General features: G+C 46.3%; 15 protein-coding genes. All 15 read right to left on the bottom strand.

Annotation, left to right across the window (positions count from 1 at the left end):
* Window positions 1-126: 126 nt before the first annotated feature.
* Complete coding sequence (gene rpe / locus MHH46_RS12530) at window positions 127-792, bottom strand: ribulose-phosphate 3-epimerase (RefSeq protein WP_076189881.1); 666 nt, start codon at window positions 790-792, stop codon at window positions 127-129.
* 4 nt (window positions 793-796) lie between these two features.
* Window positions 797-1,702, bottom strand: coding sequence for a ribosome small subunit-dependent GTPase A (rsgA, locus tag MHH46_RS12525; RefSeq protein WP_076179562.1), 906 nt, complete (start codon window positions 1,700-1,702; stop codon window positions 797-799).
* 96 nt (window positions 1,703-1,798) lie between these two features.
* Window positions 1,799-4,045, bottom strand: coding sequence for a Stk1 family PASTA domain-containing Ser/Thr kinase (pknB, locus tag MHH46_RS12520; RefSeq protein ID WP_076179563.1), 2,247 nt, complete (start codon window positions 4,043-4,045; stop codon window positions 1,799-1,801).
* Window positions 4,045-4,818 (bottom strand): Stp1/IreP family PP2C-type Ser/Thr phosphatase, encoded by a 774-nt coding sequence (locus tag MHH46_RS12515; RefSeq protein ID WP_076129149.1) that lies wholly within the window; start codon window positions 4,816-4,818, stop codon window positions 4,045-4,047. The genes pknB and MHH46_RS12515 overlap by 1 nt, the downstream gene beginning before the upstream one ends.
* A gap of 6 nt (window positions 4,819-4,824) precedes the next feature.
* Window positions 4,825-5,865: a 23S rRNA (adenine(2503)-C(2))-methyltransferase RlmN gene (rlmN, locus tag MHH46_RS12510; RefSeq protein WP_036686196.1), complete on the bottom strand. Its 1,041-nt coding sequence runs from the start codon at window positions 5,863-5,865 to the stop codon at window positions 4,825-4,827.
* A gap of 151 nt (window positions 5,866-6,016) precedes the next feature.
* Window positions 6,017-7,333: a 16S rRNA (cytosine(967)-C(5))-methyltransferase RsmB gene (rsmB, locus tag MHH46_RS12505; protein ID WP_405132627.1), complete on the bottom strand. Its 1,317-nt coding sequence runs from the start codon at window positions 7,331-7,333 to the stop codon at window positions 6,017-6,019.
* Window positions 7,334-7,485: 152 nt separating this feature from the next.
* Window positions 7,486-8,421, bottom strand: a complete 936-nt coding sequence (gene fmt / locus MHH46_RS12500) for a methionyl-tRNA formyltransferase (RefSeq protein WP_076129147.1) — start codon at window positions 8,419-8,421, stop codon at window positions 7,486-7,488.
* A 5-nt stretch (window positions 8,422-8,426) separates the two neighbouring features.
* Window positions 8,427-8,906 (bottom strand): peptide deformylase, encoded by a 480-nt coding sequence (gene def, locus MHH46_RS12495; protein WP_036686193.1) that lies wholly within the window; start codon window positions 8,904-8,906, stop codon window positions 8,427-8,429.
* 85 nt (window positions 8,907-8,991) lie between these two features.
* The gene (priA, locus tag MHH46_RS12490) at window positions 8,992-11,523 is read right to left on the bottom strand and encodes a primosomal protein N' (RefSeq protein WP_076189879.1); all 2,532 of its coding nucleotides are present in this window, start codon (window positions 11,521-11,523) and stop codon (window positions 8,992-8,994) included.
* Window positions 11,523-12,758: a bifunctional phosphopantothenoylcysteine decarboxylase/phosphopantothenate--cysteine ligase CoaBC gene (gene coaBC, locus MHH46_RS12485; protein ID WP_076189878.1), complete on the bottom strand. Its 1,236-nt coding sequence runs from the start codon at window positions 12,756-12,758 to the stop codon at window positions 11,523-11,525. Before coaBC ends, priA begins: the two co-directional genes overlap by 1 nt.
* Before the next feature lie 216 nt (window positions 12,759-12,974).
* Window positions 12,975-13,175: a DNA-directed RNA polymerase subunit omega gene (gene rpoZ, locus MHH46_RS12480; protein WP_036686188.1), complete on the bottom strand. Its 201-nt coding sequence runs from the start codon at window positions 13,173-13,175 to the stop codon at window positions 12,975-12,977.
* Between the two features lie 51 nt (window positions 13,176-13,226).
* A complete protein-coding gene (gene gmk, locus MHH46_RS12475; RefSeq protein ID WP_076129144.1) occupies window positions 13,227-13,796 on the bottom strand; it encodes a guanylate kinase in 570 nt (189 codons plus the stop codon).
* A gap of 19 nt (window positions 13,797-13,815) precedes the next feature.
* On the bottom strand, window positions 13,816-14,076 hold the full coding sequence (remA, locus tag MHH46_RS12470; RefSeq protein WP_006209218.1) for an extracellular matrix/biofilm regulator RemA: 261 nt from the start codon (window positions 14,074-14,076) through the stop codon (window positions 13,816-13,818).
* Window positions 14,077-14,124: 48 nt separating this feature from the next.
* Window positions 14,125-15,018: a YicC/YloC family endoribonuclease gene (locus MHH46_RS12465; protein WP_076129143.1), complete on the bottom strand. Its 894-nt coding sequence runs from the start codon at window positions 15,016-15,018 to the stop codon at window positions 14,125-14,127.
* 38 nt (window positions 15,019-15,056) lie between these two features.
* Window positions 15,057-16,925 (bottom strand): bifunctional homocysteine S-methyltransferase/methylenetetrahydrofolate reductase, encoded by a 1,869-nt coding sequence (locus tag MHH46_RS12460; protein ID WP_076189877.1) that lies wholly within the window; start codon window positions 16,923-16,925, stop codon window positions 15,057-15,059.
* Window positions 16,926-16,968 lie beyond the last annotated feature (43 nt).

Here is a 16,968-nt window from a genome sequence, read left to right as displayed (position 1 = left end):
AATAACGGAAACGAACTGCAGTCCTCCCTGCCAAAACAAAAAAAGGCTACATGAGATTTCTGCTCATGTAACCATATTTATGCACCGAGGACTTGGCCTATACCTCTAGTCTCAATCGCCTATTTTTTAACACAGTGCTGATTCGGCTGCTTCTCGAATTCCTTGGATCGCCGCAGCACGATCACTCCGGCCAAAAACTGCATTCCCCGCTACCAAAACATCGGCTCCAGCTGCCACAACCAATGGTGCTGTATCTTCCGATACTCCACCATCTACTTCGATCAATAAATCTGGATTCACTTCATTCGCCCATTCTCGAATTTGAGTGATTTTGCGCAAAGTGTTAGGAATGAATGCTTGACCACCAAAGCCTGGATTAACGGTCATCACCAGAATCATATCCACATCCTCCAGCACCTCACGCACCGCTGAAGCCGGAGTACCCGGATTAATTGCTACACTTGCCTTCAGCCCCAGTTCCTTGATCTGATGAACCACACGATGCAAATGAACGCATGCCTCAGCGTGAACGGTGATCACACTTGCACCAGCTGCAGCAAAATCAGGGATATAACGTTCTGGTGACTCAATCATCAAGTGAACATCAAGTGGCAGCTTGGTATGTAACGATACAGCTTTTACAATAGGTGGACCCAACGTGATATTCGGCACAAAATGACCGTCCATTACATCCACATGTATCCAATCTCCACCACTGGCTTCCGCCTCTGCAACTTCTGGACCTAAACGCGCGAAATCCGCCGACAATAAAGATGGTGCTATTCGTATCATGATGTTAGTACCTCCGCTTTTTATCTTTCATTTCATTAAAAAACAGTTTGTAATGATCATAGCGACTATCCGCAATTTCCCCTGCTTTCCAAGCCTCTATTACACGGCAGCCGGGTTCATGCTGATGACTGCAGCCCCGGAACTTACAATCGGATGCGTATTGAGCAAATTCACGAAAACAAGTGGACAGCTCTTCTACACCAAGCTCCAAGAAATCAAGCTGACTAAAACCTGGGGTATCTGCAACAAAACCTCCACCACCAATATCCATCAGCTCCACATGACGGGTCGTATGACGACCACGTCCCAATCGTAAACTGATCTCTCCAGTCTCCAGTTTAAGCCCTGGAACAATACGATTCAATAAGGTGGACTTACCAACCCCGGATTGACCCGCAAATACGCTGATGCCTCCAGTAAGCCTTTGTCTTAGCTCATCGCTTCCGGCACCAGTAAGTGAACTTGTGACCATCACTTCATATCCGATATCCTCATAAAGTTCTTTAACATAACGGGTAGCTTCACCATCATCATCCGCCAAATCCTGTTTAGTCAGAACAATTAGGGGTTCCAGACCCGAATGCTCAATATGAACTAGAAACTTGTCCAACAGATTCAGGTTCATATCGGGCTCCCGAACGGAGAATAAAAGCACTGCGAGCTTAACATTCGCTACAGGTGGACGAATCAGTTCAGATTCTCTAGGTAGAAGTTCATCCACCATTCCTTCTCCATGCTCAGTAAGGATATAAATAACCCGATCTCCAACTAGCGGAGCGATCCCTTTTTTCTTGAGAATTCCTCGGCCTCTGCATTGAACAGAATGCTCTTCAGTCGCAATTAATCCTTCGCGGAGCGGTTTCACATAATAATAACCGCTTAACGCCTTAACAATTATTCCTTCAGGCATACATAGTGAGCCTTCCTCTCCTGATTTTGCGAAAATGACCCAAGTCTGATATCCCCGGGTCATTTCGCTACGCCAACCGTTCAGGTTAAACCCTGTTTAGTTGTTGTTTTTATCTTTAGATTTATCCTTGCCTTTATTGTTGTGCTTATTATTGCCATTATTAGTCGATTCACTATTTATAGAACTATTGTTTACGAACCCTGTCTGATTCACCGCCCCGTTATTCCCTCCGTCATTCTCTGAACCTGAACCCGGCAAGATCTCCGGTTCAATCGTAGGTTCAATTGTAGGCGTAGGTTCAGCAGAAGGTGTTGGAGTTGGCTGTGGTGTTGCTATAACTGGTGGTTCAGGCTCCTGAACGGTTCCGTTCTTCGCATCGATATAAGGAATGACATAAGTGTCCAAAAGCACACCGTCACGGGTAACAATAACCGAACCATCTTTATTAGGAGCCAATACTAGATTAACGGATAACACTTGGCTCTTTCCAATGGTACGTGTTCCCCAATCCTGTTTCTCTCCATTATTGCGCGCATCCACGAATTCGATACGAATCTTGCTCTTTTTCCCATCCTGAGCAGGAGCGACTGGCACATTAAAGGTATAATTCAGGGCTTCAGGTGGATAACCTGTACTTAAGTAAATCGTAATCGCTGTTCCAGGTGGAACAGAAGTACCTGTCCCTTTATCAAATGCCCAAGTCTTTGTTACTTTACCTTCTTCAATGCTGAAGCTGGATTCTTTCTTCACTTCTCCAAGAACAAGCTTGGCGCCTTCAAGCAGCGCCTTTGCCTCACTCTCCGTCTTACCGATGAGATCTGGCAACAGTACACTTTCTTCTCCTTTACTAACGTAAAGGGTGATTTGAACCGTCTCAGGATCGAATTCAGTATTTAATGCAGGGTCAGATTTTACAATGAGACCTTCATCTGTATTTTCGTCATAGAGAGGTTTATTATCAATCCTGTCCTGGGCTACACCCAGCGCCATCAATGCCTTAACCGCATCATCAAAGCTCTTGTTAACTACATCTGGCATCTTGGGTAATGGCTTAGCCGTATTCACAGTGAGTATAAGGGACGCTCCTTTTTTCACTTTGGCATCCTTTTCCCTACTCTGCTTAATGACCACATTCTCTTCAAAATTCGGACTGTAGTCATACAGAATAGGATCAGCAACCTCAAGCCCCAAATCCTCAAGCTCAGTTTGTGCTTGTTCTATCTGTTTACCTACTACATAAGGAACGGAAACCTCAGGAACAACTAGCTGTGATTTAACGTACCATACGAGACTGGCCATAGCCAACAGCAACAGTAAGGTAAGCCCAATCCATAATGTGGGTTTTGCCCATTGTTTTTTACCTTTGCTTGAAGGCACCGGTTCATCATCTTCATCACGAACCATCCGTTCCTCACGATGATTACGATTACCATTGCTTCTTTGAATCGGTTTTATCGCCGGGATAACCCGCGTACGATCCTCGTCTTCTTCATCGTTGAACAGAATCTTCGCCTCACTGCGACGCTCCGGCAATAAACATGTTTCCAAATCCTGTAACATTTCTTTGGCAGAGTCGTACCGCTCCTCCGGGTTTTTACGCATTGATCTCAGAATTACATTCTCAACGCTTTGCGGAATGAGTGGATTCAGAAGTTTTGGCTCTTCAAACTCTTCTTGCAGATGTTTTAAAGCTACACTAATCGGACTCTCTCCCAAAAAGGGCAGGCTTCCAGTAAGCATTTGATAAAGTACAATACCTAATGAATACAAGTCAGACTTTTCTCCTGTAGAGACACCTTTGGCATGCTCTGGCGAGAAATAATGTACTGAACCGACCACAGAACCGGTCTGTGTAATGGTTGTTGACGTAACTGCGCGGGCAATCCCAAAATCGGTTACTTTCACCCGTCCATTGCGTCCGATCAGGATATTATGTGGTTTTATATCACGATGAATAATTTGATTCTGATGCGCATGATCTAGGGCATCACAGATTTGTGAAGCGATCCGTACGGATTCATCAACCTGCAATGGCGCTCGTTCTTTTATAATTTCATTAAGATTCTGACCCTCAATATACTCCATGACAATGTAATGAATTTCGTCTTCTTGTCCTACATCGTATATGCTGACGACATTCGGATGAGACAAAGATGCGGCAGACTGCGCCTCACGCCTAAAACGGCGAATAAATTCCTCGTCATGCACAAACTGATTGCGCAATACTTTGATGGCGACATTTCGGTTTAAAAGAATGTCATGTGCTCTATAGACGAGCGCCATTCCACCTCCGCCGATCCGTTCGATGACTTGGTAACGGCCGCCCAATTCGTGACCGATCATCAATCCCACTCCTTTGTTTCGGGCACAGCGGCCTCTCCATGATGTTCTAACAAAGCGACGCTAATATTATCGCCACCGCCGGCGAGCAGTGCCAGCTGAAGTAAACGGTCCGCTCTTTCCTCTAACGATATCTCATGTATACCTGCTACTTTGCCTAAATGCTCATTTGTGACAAAGTTGCTTAAACCATCGCTGCATAGAAGCAAAATTTCCCCTGGTAACAGAGCTATAGGCGCCATATCAACCTCAACCTCAGCATCTGTTCCAAGCGCCCTCGTCAGCACATTACGACGCGGATGATTATCCAATTCCTCCACACTGATCTGACCGTTCTTGAACAGCTCATTGACTAGCGTATGATCCTCGGTTAGTTGAACTGCCGCACTGTCTTTTATTAAATAGGCTCTGCTGTCTCCGATATGGCCAATATATCCGTTTGATCCATTCAAAAGAACAGCAACGACAGTAGTACCCATATTATGATACTTATCGTCACCGGAAGCCTCCCTGAACACAGTGCTGTTAGCTTCCAAAATAGCAGCTGACAACGCATCACGCAGAGCTTCGTCTTGAAGTTCAGGCTCTAACCCGTCCAGGTTATTCCTCATTGTCTCCAAAGCGAGCCTGCTTGCGGTTTCACCAGCCTGATGTCCACCCATCCCATCGGCAATTATGCCGAGTGTATAACCGTGGCGCGTCGCGCCGATCCAGACCGAATCCTCATTGACAGAGCGCACTCGGCCAATATCGCTGGCATGAACTGTTCTGATCAAATATCCTCACCCCAACTCCATATGTTTGGCACGCAGCTGTCCGCATGCGGCCGCGATATCATGGCCTTGCTCACGGCGAATAGTAACATTCACCCCGTTATCAGCCAAAATACGTTGAAACTCAAAGATATCATTGCGTGAAGTACGTACATATTTCCGCTCAGGCACATGGTTTACCGGAATCAAATTGACGTGGCACAACATGCTCTTAAGCACCCCAGCCAATTCCTCAGCATGCTCCGGTTGGTCATTTACCCCGCCGATCAAGGCATATTCAAAGCTGACACGTCGTCCCGTCTTAGCTTGATAATAACGCAATGATTCAATTACATCATCAAACGGAAAACGGCGGTTAACAGGCATTAGCTTTGAACGCAAGGCGTCGTTAGGTGCATGAATCGAAATCGCCAAATTAATCTGGGTATCTTCTTCTGCAAATTTATAAATGCTCGGTACAATACCGCTGGTGGAAACAGTAATATGCCGTTGTCCGATATTTAGGCCCTTCTCATGAATCATAAGACGCAAGAATCTCATTGTTGCATCATAGTTCTCAAACGGCTCACCAGTACCCATGATAACAATGCTGCTGACACGTTCGCCGCGCGCATCAAGGATTTGTTGGGAACGAACAACCTGAGCTACAATTTCTCCCGCTGTCAAATCCCGTTTTAATCCACCGAGTGTGGAAGCACAGAAAGTACAGCCGATTCGGCATCCTACTTGGGTTGTTACACAAACGCTATTGCCATAATTATGTTTCATGATAACTGTTTCGATAGCATGATCGTCATGCAATCCAAACAGGAATTTTACAGTTCCATCTTTAGATTCCATTTTAGTAATTTCAGTTAGTGCAGCAATAGAGAATTGTTCATTCAGCTTCTGACGAAGCCCTTTGGACAAATTGCTCATTGCTTCGAAGTCATTCACACGTTTTACATACAGCCAATCAAAAATTTGTCCACCACGAAAAGCAGGCTCACCATTGTCTTTCGCCCACTGTTGTAACTCTTCTAAAGAAAAATCATATATTAAAGGTTTCATTATTATCTACACCTGTTCTTTCATAAGGATATGCGTATTATTTCTCATTCTTCCTATTTTAACACAAATTTCAGAGACGGTAAAAGAAAACGCCCGCCGTACGGTAGCCCGGCGGGCGGAGGATACTACAATTGTCAGAAAATTTGCTATATTACAAGACTCTCTGCAGCTTGGAAATATAGAACCCGTCGCTCCCATAATGATGAGGCAGCAGCTGAATTCCCTCACCCTCAGCCAGCGCAGTACCCTCCAGCCTGTCCCATAATGGGGAGGCAAAAGTTACAGCGGTGAAGTCAGGATTCTGCTTCAAAAAGTCAGCTACTACTTCACTATTTTCCGCTTGTTCAGTAGTACAGGTACTATATACCAGAATGCCACCCGGTTTCAACAGTTTAGAGACCGACTGCAGCAATTCCCGTTGCAATGACGCTACGCTAGCCACATCTTTCGGCTGCTTACGCCATTTGAGGTCTGGCTTACGGCGAATTACGCCGAGTCCAGAACAAGGTGCGTCGAGAAGAATTCTATCAAAGGATTGATGCTCTAAAGTGTGCTCCAGCTCCAGCGCATCTGCACTGCCTGTAGATACGCAATCAAGACCTAAACGTTCTGCTTGATCTGAGATCAATTTCGCTTTATGCAAATGCAGATCATTAGCGTAAATTGATCCTTCATCTTTCATGAGCTCGCCCATATGTGCTGTTTTGCCCCCCGGAGCAGCGCAGCAGTCAAGCACCCTCATCCCAGGCTCCGGAGCTACCGCTTCAGCTACTAGCATAGAACTCTCATCCTGAACGGAGAGATATCCATCACGATACCAAGAGGTGAGCGCTAGGTTTCCGCCGCCTTTCACAACAATGCCATAGGGACTAACCTCAGATGCTGAAGCTTGCAGACCTTGTTCAATCATCTGGTTCAGCAGAGCTTCACGACTGATCATCGTTGTATTCACACGTACGCTGACCGCAGGCGGCTCATTATTAGATGCACAAATCGCTTCCGCCGTGTCGACACCGTACTCGGTAATCCAACGTTCCACTAACCACAACGGATGTGAGTATAATATCGATATCCGCTGCGCTTGACTCAGCCCCTCAGGCAGAACCGGTAGATCACCAGCGCGCAACACACTGCGCAGCACACCGTTAACCATCCCTGAGATTCCCTGGTGGCCTTTTTTCTTCGCTATATTAACAGCCTCATTTACAGCTGCATGGGACGGTATACGATCCAGATACATAATTTGATATAAACTTAACCGCAGTAAATTACGGACCCATGGCTGTAGTTTAGCTATCCCTTTACTAACAAATCCTTCAAGCACATAATCCAAGGTGTTCATCCGCGAAATAGAGCCATAAACAAGTTCTGTGACCAGTCCGGCATCTTCTTTGCTAAGTGTAGCCTTCTGTAGACTGCTGTTGAGCAGCAAATTGCTATATGCACCTTGCTGCTCAACTTTAACCATTATATCAAGCGCGATTTCCCGGGCAGAAGCAGGGGCAACCTTACCCTTATTGCCAGCTCTGCCGTTGTTGCCAACTGCTTTGGAATTGTTCCCCTGTCTCTTCCCAGCGTTAGGATTTACTACTGATCGGCCAACACCATTTCCACCGCCGCTCAACCTAACACCGTCCCTGGCTTCATAACAGCACCACGGCTAAAATCGGCCGCACTCATTGCTTTTTTGCCAGCAGGTTGAACCGTTGTCAGCAGCAGACTTCCGTCACCTGTTTTCACTTCGACACCTTGCTCGGTTACAGAAAGCACCGTTCCTGGAGCACTATCGCTTGCTTTCTGCTCTTCAGGCAGTTTAGAAGCCCAAGCTTTAAAGGTCTCACCATTCCAGAGCGTGAATGCGCCGGAAAAAGGAACTAATCCACGAATTCGATTATAGTTATCACGCGAGCTCGCGTTCCAATCCAAACGTTCATCCTCGCGATTAAGGTTAGGAGCATAAGTTGCCTCACTATCGTCTTGCTGAACAGCTTGAACTTTTCCACTCACTAAACGTGGCATTTCAGACTTTAACAGATCTCGTCCCGCTAGGCTTAGCTTCTCAAAAAGAGTTCCAGAGGTATCTTCAGCCTCAATAGCCACTTCGACACGAGAGATCATGTCACCGGTATCCAGCCCTTCCGCCATATACATCAAAGTAACGCCGGTCACTTTCTCACCATTGATGATACTACGCTGAATCGGAGCACCTCCCCGATATTTAGGAAGCAACGAACCGTGTACATTCACACAACCATTCCGCGGTAAGTCCAACACAGCTTTAGGCAAAATTTGACCATAAGCAGCCGTGACGATCAAATCCGGCTCATATGCAGCCAGCTCAGCGACTGCCTCAGGACGACGCATGCGTTCAGGCTGAAGCACAGGTAATCCGAGAGCTAATGCGGCTTCCTTAACTGGTGAAGGAGCCAAGATCTTTTTTCTCCCCTGCGGACGATCCGGTTGGGTGATGACAGCTACAACTTCATAGCCTTCATCTACCAGCATTTGCAAGCTTGGCACCGCAAAGGCTGGAGTTCCCATGAAAACAATCTTCATATTCCTCACTCCTCAGTCTCGTTAGCAGTCATCTCGTACACTTTTTCAGCGATATCTGTAAACAGAACTCCATTCAAATGGTCAATCTCATGCTGAAAAGCCCGGGCAAGTAAACCACTGCCGGTTATCGTAATCTCTTTTCCCTCACGGTTAAGGCCACGTACAGTTACAGTCTCCGCACGGCGTACATCACCATTCAAGCCAGGAATACTAAGACATCCTTCTGGTCCTAGCTGTTCACCTTCCATGCTGATGATTTCAGGGTTAATCATTTTGATCAATCCATGCTCTTCATCCGCATCCACCACAATTAGACGTTTCAAAATTCCGACTTGGGGTGCCGCCAGCCCTACTCCTTCAGCGTCATACATCGTATGTGCCATATCATCCAGCAATTTTTTAACATTAGGAGTAACTACAGCTACTTCTTTAGCTTTTTTGTGCAATACTTCATCCGGTTCCTTAACGATCAAACGTATAGCCATTACAAAACACCTTCCCGTTCTGAACATTTCTATATTTAAAGTCAATTGATAAAGCTCTTTTTTTACATTGTAACATGATACGGATTTACATCAACATCTGCGGATCCACATCAATGCTGATCTGAAGACCAGTATCCCGTACAGAATCCTCTAACTCTTCAGCCACTTGGCGGACAAGTCCAATTACATCGATGGCGCCGCGCCATTTTATCATACACTGGAATCTATATCTACCCTTTAATCGAGGGATAGGTGAAGCCACAGGACCCAACAGATCTAACACATCACTGGTTAGCTTATCGAGACTTCCATACCATCTTAGCTGTCTGGCTTTTCCTTGAAGATTCAGAGCATAATTCTCTGCCATCCGCAGTAGAAGCGGCAGCTGTTCATGAGACAATGTGACCAGGATGAGTCTGCAATACGGCGGATAATGGAGGCCTCTACGATGCTTCAGCTCTTCACGTACAAAAGAGAGATAGTCATGTCCGCTGGCATGAATAATGGAATAATGCTCTGGCGTATAGGACTGAACGACCACTTCGCCTGGAAGCTGATGCCGGCCTGCTCTGCCTGCAACTTGTGTAAGCAATTGGAATGTCTTCTCTGCTGCGCGAAAATCGGGCAGGTTCAATGCTGAATCTGCTGTGATTACACCAACAAGAGTGACATCTGGAAAATCCAGTCCCTTTGCTACCATCTGAGTCCCCAGGAGAACATCCGCTTTTTTGTCCCGGAATTGGTTCAGCAGCTTCTCATGTGAGCCTTTTTCTGTTGTTGTGTCCACATCCATACGAATCACTCGTATGCCTGGGAAGAGCTTACCAAGCTCTTCTTCCACCCGCTGTGTACCCGTTCCGAAAAACCGGATATGCTCACTCCCACACTCCGGACAAAGCTTAGGTGCTGGTTCAGCATGGCCACAATAATGACAACGCAAATTGTCACTACGGCTATGATATGTTAGTGAGATATCACATTCTGGACAACCGGCTACATAACCACAGCTACGACACATGACAAAGGTTGAAAAACCTCTACGGTTAAGCAGCAGCACCGTCTGTTCTCCGCGTTCCAGCCTCTTTTCCAGTGCTGAATGAAGCTTTCGGCTGAACATCGAACGGTTGCCTTCTTTAAGCTCTTCCCGCATGTCTACTACGTTCACCTTTGGAAGTTCATTTCCAAGCGCACGGGTAGGCATCTCCAGCAGTACCGGTGAAAAATGAATATCACTCTGCGATCTTGCAGCATGATAGCTTTCCAGCGAAGGCGTGGCAGATCCAAGAATCACAGCTGCCCCACACTGCTCCGCTCTACGAATAGCAGCATCACGGGCATGATATTTCGGATTCTCCTCCTGTTTATAAGAGGTCTCATGTTCTTCATCCATAATAATCAGCCCTAAGTTGGAGAAAGGAGCAAACACGGCCGATCTTGCGCCTACAGCGACTGTGGCCTTTCCTTCACGGATTTTACGCCACTCATCGTAGCGCTCACCAACAGACAGCCGGCTATGCATAACCGCGACCCCGCTGCCGAACCGTCCCTTAAACCGCTCCACCATTTGTGGCGTTAAAGCAATCTCTGGAACAAGAACAACAGCCTGTCTACCCTGATCTAAACAACGTTTAATACACTGCAAATAGATCTCTGTCTTACCACTACCCGTAACGCCATGAAGCAGAAATACTTCGTGAAGCTGCTCTTCTACGGTTCGAGAAATCCTTGTATATACGACCTCTTGTTCCGCTGTGAGCGGTAGAGGTGCGGTAGGTTTAAAATCTCGCCCTTGATAAGGATCGCGATAGACTTCAATTTCACTGATCTCGATAAATCCTTTTTCCTCCAAGGCCTTTACAGTACTTGCCGTTACTTGGAGTGCAGACAAAACTTCTTTAAGGGCCATGGGGAGTGTAGCTTCCATATCAACTAAAAAGCTCAGAACTTCCTTCTGGCGTGCTGATTTTTTCGGAAATTTGTTCAAAGCCTCACGGGCAGCAGTGACACCTATCGCCAGATCGACTGCCTTGAGCTTTTTCTTGCCCATTTTATCCTTAATGGATTGACTCTCTATAAGTACTCCACGCCGCAGCATGAACTTCACCGTCTCAGCAGCCTCAGGAAATGCACGAGTAAGCTGCTTCATGGAAACTTCGCCACTACGTCCAATAAATTCTGTGATTAGCCGTTCCTCATCCCCTGTGTCCGCAAACATTGGGAACAATTCATCCGCTGGAAATGCTGTCTCTTCCTGCACATCTCCAAGTGAAATCAGCCGTTCTGCCTTCCCTTTTAGAGCGGTGGGCAACATCGCCTGCAGTGCTGAAATTCGTCTACATGCATATCTTTTACTCATCCAGTCCGCAAGCTCAACTAATTCAGGAGATAAAGGCGGGAGCAGATCCAACACTTCTTGGATTGGCTTCAGGCTAGGATTCACTAGAGTCTCGCCTGATTCTAAAGAAACTACAAAACCTTGGACTGTCCGGTGCCCAAACGGAACGGCTACCCGACTGCCCACTTCAATCCATAATTTCAGGGATTCTGGAATACTATAATCAAATGGCCGGTCAGTGCTGCGTACAGGCACATCCACAATGACCTTGGCGATATCCATTATAATGAAGCTCCAGTAATTCGCTCTGCCACGAGCGTCAGCAAACGACGAGCAACCTCATCCTTCGACAATTGTGGCAATTCAAGCACCAATCCATTCACATCATATATCGAAACGATATTCGTATCCGCTCCAAATCCGGCTCCTGCAGCCGCTACATTGTTAGCAACGATGAGATCGCAGTTTTTGCGGACCAGCTTGTCCTTAGCATAAAATTCCGTATTGCCCGTTTCCGCAGCAAAGCCAACCAAAAACTGCTTGTTTTTGTTCTTACCGAGTGTTTCCAGAATATCCGTTGTCTTCACAAGCTCAAGCGTCATCGTCTCTCCGCTTTTTTTAATCTTAGAAGGCTCACTATGCTTCGGACGGTAATCCGATACAGCCGCCGCCTTGATCATAATATCGCAGCTGTCCCACTGTGCGGTAACTGCTTCATACATTTCCTGTGCAGATTGAACACGAATGACTGAAATCTCTGGATCCTGTGGAGGGGCCTCATCTGTACGCGCAGCAATCAACGTTACCTCAGCTCCCATTGCGCGCGCAGCACGTGCTAATGCGAAGCCCATTTTACCTGATGAATCATTGGAGATATAACGTACTGGATCAATGCGTTCTACCGTTCCACCCGCTGTGATGACGATTTTTTTACCCACAAGAGGTTTGGATGCGACGCTTGCTTGATGTGCAAAAAAATTCTCAACCACACTCACAATAGCCTCTGGCTCTTCTAGCCGACCTTTGCCAACGTATCCACATGCCAGCAGTCCTTCACCAGGCTCAATAAATTGAATGCCCCGAGTAGCGAGAATATTCAAATTATTAAGTACAGCTGGATGCTGATACATATGAACATTCATAGCTGGTGCAACCATAATAGGAGCCGTAGTAGCTAGCAGCGTTGTAGATAACATATCATCGGCGATCCCGTGCGCCATTTTGGCAATCATATTTGCGGTCGCGGGTGCTACCAGCACAAGATCCGCAGCATCTGCCAGATCAATATGTGAAATGGAGGATGGATCTCTCTCCTGGAATGTATCGCTGTATACTCGTTGCTTCGATAGTGACTGTAGAGTTAATTCTGTAATGAACTGCTTCGCCGAAGCTGTCATAATGACATGGACCTCGGCACCTTTTTGGACAAGCTTACTGGTCAAGGACGCCGCTTTATAAGCAGCAATTCCTCCTGTGATCCCAAGTAAAATAGTCTTCCCCTTCAAGCTCTTCAACATGATCTCCCCCCTGTTCCCTACTCTTACAACGAATGGCTATCTTTACGACGAGAAAAAAATAACAACCTTCCGGTTGTCATAAAGAGCCCGGTTCTGGGCTTTCATCATAAATTTAAGACCCGTAAATGCTCCATAACCCAAGAAGAAACGGCAGCGCCTCAAAACAAATAGGCGGCATCCGTTTCTACAATAGGTCATTATTACTTATGCTTGAGACTACTCTTCACCGCGGGTTAGAGTAATGCGATCTTCGTAAATTTCCTCAAGAGCAACACCAACAAATTTATGCGATCTAGGATTCTTCACATCTGTCTTGCCACCCTCACGCAATTGTCTAGCACGACGTGCAGCAGCGACAACGAGCGAATACTTACTGTCAACCTTAGTCATCATTTCATCAATGGATGGATATAGCACTGGGACACCTCTTCATAGTTTACTGTTAATACATTTGACCTTCAGCATAAATTATCTGACTTTACAATGTTCGGCGATAATAATGCTTTCTATTCTCTTACAAGCCAGATCAATCTCATCATTCACAACAGCATAATCATAATGCTGCATTAAGTTGATCTCATCCTCCGCTACAGTCATGCGGTGATCGATCACATCTGGATGCTCAGTACCCCGTCCGCGAATGCGGTCCTTCAACTCGTCCATGGATGGAGGAAGAAGGAACACAAAAATCCCTTCAGGAAATTTCTCTTTAACTTTGAGAGCGCCTTGAACCTCAATTTCGAGAATAATGTCTTTGCCGCTATTGAGAGTTCTCTCCACAAAATCACGTGGAGTACCGTAATAATTACCTACGTACTCCGCGTATTCAAGCAATTGATCGGCTTCGATCATTGCCATAAATTCATCTTTGCTTTTGAAAAAATAGTTGACGCCATCTTCCTCACCCGCACGCGGACTGCGAGTAGTAGCAGAAACTGAGTAGACAAGTTCGGGCATCTTCGGACGTAGTGCTGTACAAACAGTACCTTTACCTACGCCGGAAGGTCCGGATAATATGATGAGCAATCCTTTTGACATAATACACTCCATTTAGTTGTTATTCGTCGTTGTCGTCATCTTTACTGGATAAGCGATGCGCCACAGTCTCCGGCTGTACAGCCGATAGGATGACATGATCACTATCTGTAATGATTACGGCACGAGTCCGTCGGCCATAGGTGGCGTCGATCAACATATGCCGATCACGTGCCTCCTGGATAATACGTTTGATTGGTGCAGATTCCGGACTGACGATAGAAATAATGCGGTTGGCAGACACAATATTTCCAAAGCCAATGTTAATAAGTTTGATTGCCATGTTCCGGTAGTTCCCCCCATAAAGTTCTATGCTATTACCTATTCCCGATTACTCTATGTTCGCAGCTTGTTCTCGAATCTTCTCCAGTTCTGCTTTCATATCTAGCACAAGACCCACGAGAGTTAGATGATTGCATTTCGATCCGATTGTATTCGTCTCACGGTTCATCTCCTGAATGAGAAAATCCAGTTTGCGTCCTACCGGTCCTTTCCCCTTCAGGAGGGCTCTGCATTGCTCGAAATGACTATACAACCGGGTCAACTCTTCATCAATATTACAGCGATCTGCAAAAATAGCGATCTCCATCCCGAATTTATGCTCATCAAAAGCGAACGTCCCATCATTTAGTTCATTTAATCGATGTCGAAGTTTCTCTCGATATTCAATGATTACGACAGGTGCAAGTTCAACCATTTCAGCATGCATGTTCTCAAGATGGTTCAGGCGCTGTTCAATATCAGCGGCTAGAAAACTTCCTTCACGGGCGCGCATCTCCAGCAGAGACTGCAAACACTGCTCAAGTCCCGCCTCCAATACTTCGGAGTAGTCTTCTAATGTCGCAGACACGGCACCCGCAGCCTCGTCTTTGCTGTCCATAATACCGGGTATAGAAAGTATATCACGTAAAGTCAACTCACCACTCAAACCATATTCATTCTTAAGCTGCTCTGCTGCCTTTAGATAGGTCATTACAGCAGAGTGATTCAGAACCGGTCTAACAGTCGACTCATCGTGCTCTCTATTGATGGTAACATCTATTCTTCCCCGTTTGATGTGCTGCTGAACCTTTCTTCTCAACACATCCTCATAACCCGTCCAATCCCGGGGCATCCGCAGTACAACTTCGCAGTACCGGTGATTCACCGATTTCACTTCGAACATAATCTTGTAGCCGCCGAATTGCAGGGACGATTGACCGTATCCGGTCATGCTAAATGACAACGGAATCACATCCATTACACTATTGTAATTGATTATTACTAGCGAAACAAGGGGGACAATTTGCGTCCTGATTTCTCCCACACATACTCCATTAGCTGTGCACTCATATCGTAGAACATGAACGGAGTCATCAGATAGATCCCATTAAAATGGGCAGTAGCAACATCTAACAGTTCCTTAGCGATAGCGACACCTTCTGCTCTTCCAGCTTCCCCTTCAAGTCCCTTCATGCGGTTGCGGACATCGTCCGTAAGCTGAATACCGGGAACCTCATTATGCAGAAACTCTGCATTTCGTCCGCTTGCCAGTGGCATAACCCCAATGAATACAGGGATTTCCAAATGTGCTGTTGCCTCAGCTATCTTCACGATAAGTTCCTGATCATAGACAGGCTGGGTCATAATATAGTCGGCACCAGAGGCGATTTTCTTCTCCAGACGTTGCACTGCCTTATCCAAATGTTTAACATTCGGGTTAAACGCAGCTCCGATTACAAAATTCGCTTTCTGTTTCAAAGGTTTACCTGAGAAGGAAATCCCGTCATTCAGCTGCTTGATCATTCTAATTATCTCAAAAGAAGTTAAATCATAAACCGAGCTTGAGCCGGGAAGATCTCCAAATTTCGCAGGATCACCTGTTACGGCCAGCACATGATCAATTCCAAGCGCATCAAAACCCATCAAATGGGATTGAGTACCAATCAAATTACGATCCCGGCAAGCAATATGCACTAGCGGACGAAGTCCGGTTTTAGCGTGCACCAAATGCCCCAACGCCATATTGCTCATCCGTGTAACAGCCAGAGAGTTGTCGGCGAGTGTCAACGCATCCGCGCCTGCTCTTCTTAGCGCTTCTGCACCCTGCATAAACTTTGCGATATCCAATTCACGAGGTGGATCAAGCTCAACAATAACCGTATGTCGTTCCTTTACCAGATCAACCAGGTTCGGCTCTCTACCCTCTCTACCATCATCGCCAAAATTATCTTGCAGCGATACACGCTCCACAGTAGGTGGCAACGGTTTAGGAAGCGGTTGCGGTACATAATTCTTCAGTGCAGACGAGATTTCTGCGATATGCTGCGGAGTTGTACCACAGCAACCACCGATTATCCGGCAGCCCATCTCCGCAAAAGTCTGCGCCATTTGCCCAAAATATTCTGGAGAAGCCCCGTACCGGTATTCTCCGTCTACATAATCCGCTACACCCGCATTTGGATACACAGAAGCTGGCAAAACCAGACTCCCTTGTACAGCTTTGAGCGCCCGCTTCATTCCGTTCGGGCCTGTGTTACAGTTAAATCCGATAACATCAGCACCATCGCTTTCCAGGATACGAAAAGCTTCCGGCAAAGTTAATCCATCTAATGTGCGTGCTGTTTCATCGACAGCTAATTGGCAAACTACAGGAAGCGAGCTGATCTTGCGGAGCGTTCTTAGAGCTAAATGCAGTTCCTCAACATCGTAGAAGGTTTCCAGCATAATGCCATCTACGTCCTCTTCTAACAATGCAGCAATCTGCTGTGTAAAATATTTTTTCAGCTCTGTGGAAGAGAGATTCGCACGTTTGCCCGCGCGAATAGATCCTACAGCTCCTAATACATACCCATGATCTCCAGCAGCCCGGCGAGCGATTCTAACCCCGGCTCGATTGATTTCCTCAACCTTAGATTCTAGACCATATTTAGAGAGCCTGTCATAGTTCGCCGAGAAGGTGTTGCTCTCCAGCAGCACTGCCCCTGCCTCAATATAGCTGCGGTGAACATCTTCGATTACCCCCGGAGAGGTCAAATTCAATTCTTCATAGGAAATGCCGACCGGGAAACCCTTCTGATATAAGTAGGTGCCCATCGCTCCGTCTCCGACTAATACTTTATTTCCCCATGCGGAACGTAAATCCGGCTTCACAACAAGATCCTCCCCTGCCACATTAGTTTCTAACTTTAGTTTC

It is taken from the genome of Paenibacillus sp. FSL H8-0175, from assembly GCF_045040615.1.
GTDB lineage: Bacteria > Bacillota > Bacilli > Paenibacillales > Paenibacillaceae > Paenibacillus_AQ > Paenibacillus_AQ odorifer.
Note: the sequence above shows the minus strand (reverse complement) of the source record. Positions and strands in the feature narration are given on the sequence as shown.

What these genes read in the sequence shown, in the direction of transcription:
- pknB (WP_076179563.1), bottom strand. Translation starts at nt 4,045, where the DNA reads ATGATCGGTCACGAATTGGGCGGCCGTTACCAAGTCATCGAACGGATC.
- fmt (WP_076129147.1), bottom strand. Translation starts at nt 8,421, where the DNA reads ATGAAGATTGTTTTCATGGGAACTCCAGCCTTTGCGGTGCCAAGCTTG.
- rsmB (WP_405132627.1), bottom strand. Translation starts at nt 7,333, where the DNA reads ATGGTTAAAGTTGAGCAGCAAGGTGCATATAGCAATTTGCTGCTCAAC.
- gmk (WP_076129144.1), bottom strand. Translation starts at nt 13,796, where the DNA reads ATGTCAAAAGGATTGCTCATCATATTATCCGGACCTTCCGGCGTAGGT.
- coaBC (WP_076189878.1), bottom strand. Translation starts at nt 12,758, where the DNA reads ATGTTGAAGAGCTTGAAGGGGAAGACTATTTTACTTGGGATCACAGGA.
- rsgA (WP_076179562.1), bottom strand. Translation starts at nt 1,702, where the DNA reads ATGCCTGAAGGAATAATTGTTAAGGCGTTAAGCGGTTATTATTATGTG.
- def (WP_036686193.1), bottom strand. Translation starts at nt 8,906, where the DNA reads ATGGCTATACGTTTGATCGTTAAGGAACCGGATGAAGTATTGCACAAA.
- remA (WP_006209218.1), bottom strand. Translation starts at nt 14,076, where the DNA reads ATGGCAATCAAACTTATTAACATTGGCTTTGGAAATATTGTGTCTGCC.
- rpe (WP_076189881.1), bottom strand. Translation starts at nt 792, where the DNA reads ATGATACGAATAGCACCATCTTTATTGTCGGCGGATTTCGCGCGTTTA.
- priA (WP_076189879.1), bottom strand. Translation starts at nt 11,523, where the DNA reads ATGGATATCGCCAAGGTCATTGTGGATGTGCCTGTACGCAGCACTGAC.
- rlmN (WP_036686196.1), bottom strand. Translation starts at nt 5,865, where the DNA reads ATGAAACCTTTAATATATGATTTTTCTTTAGAAGAGTTACAACAGTGG.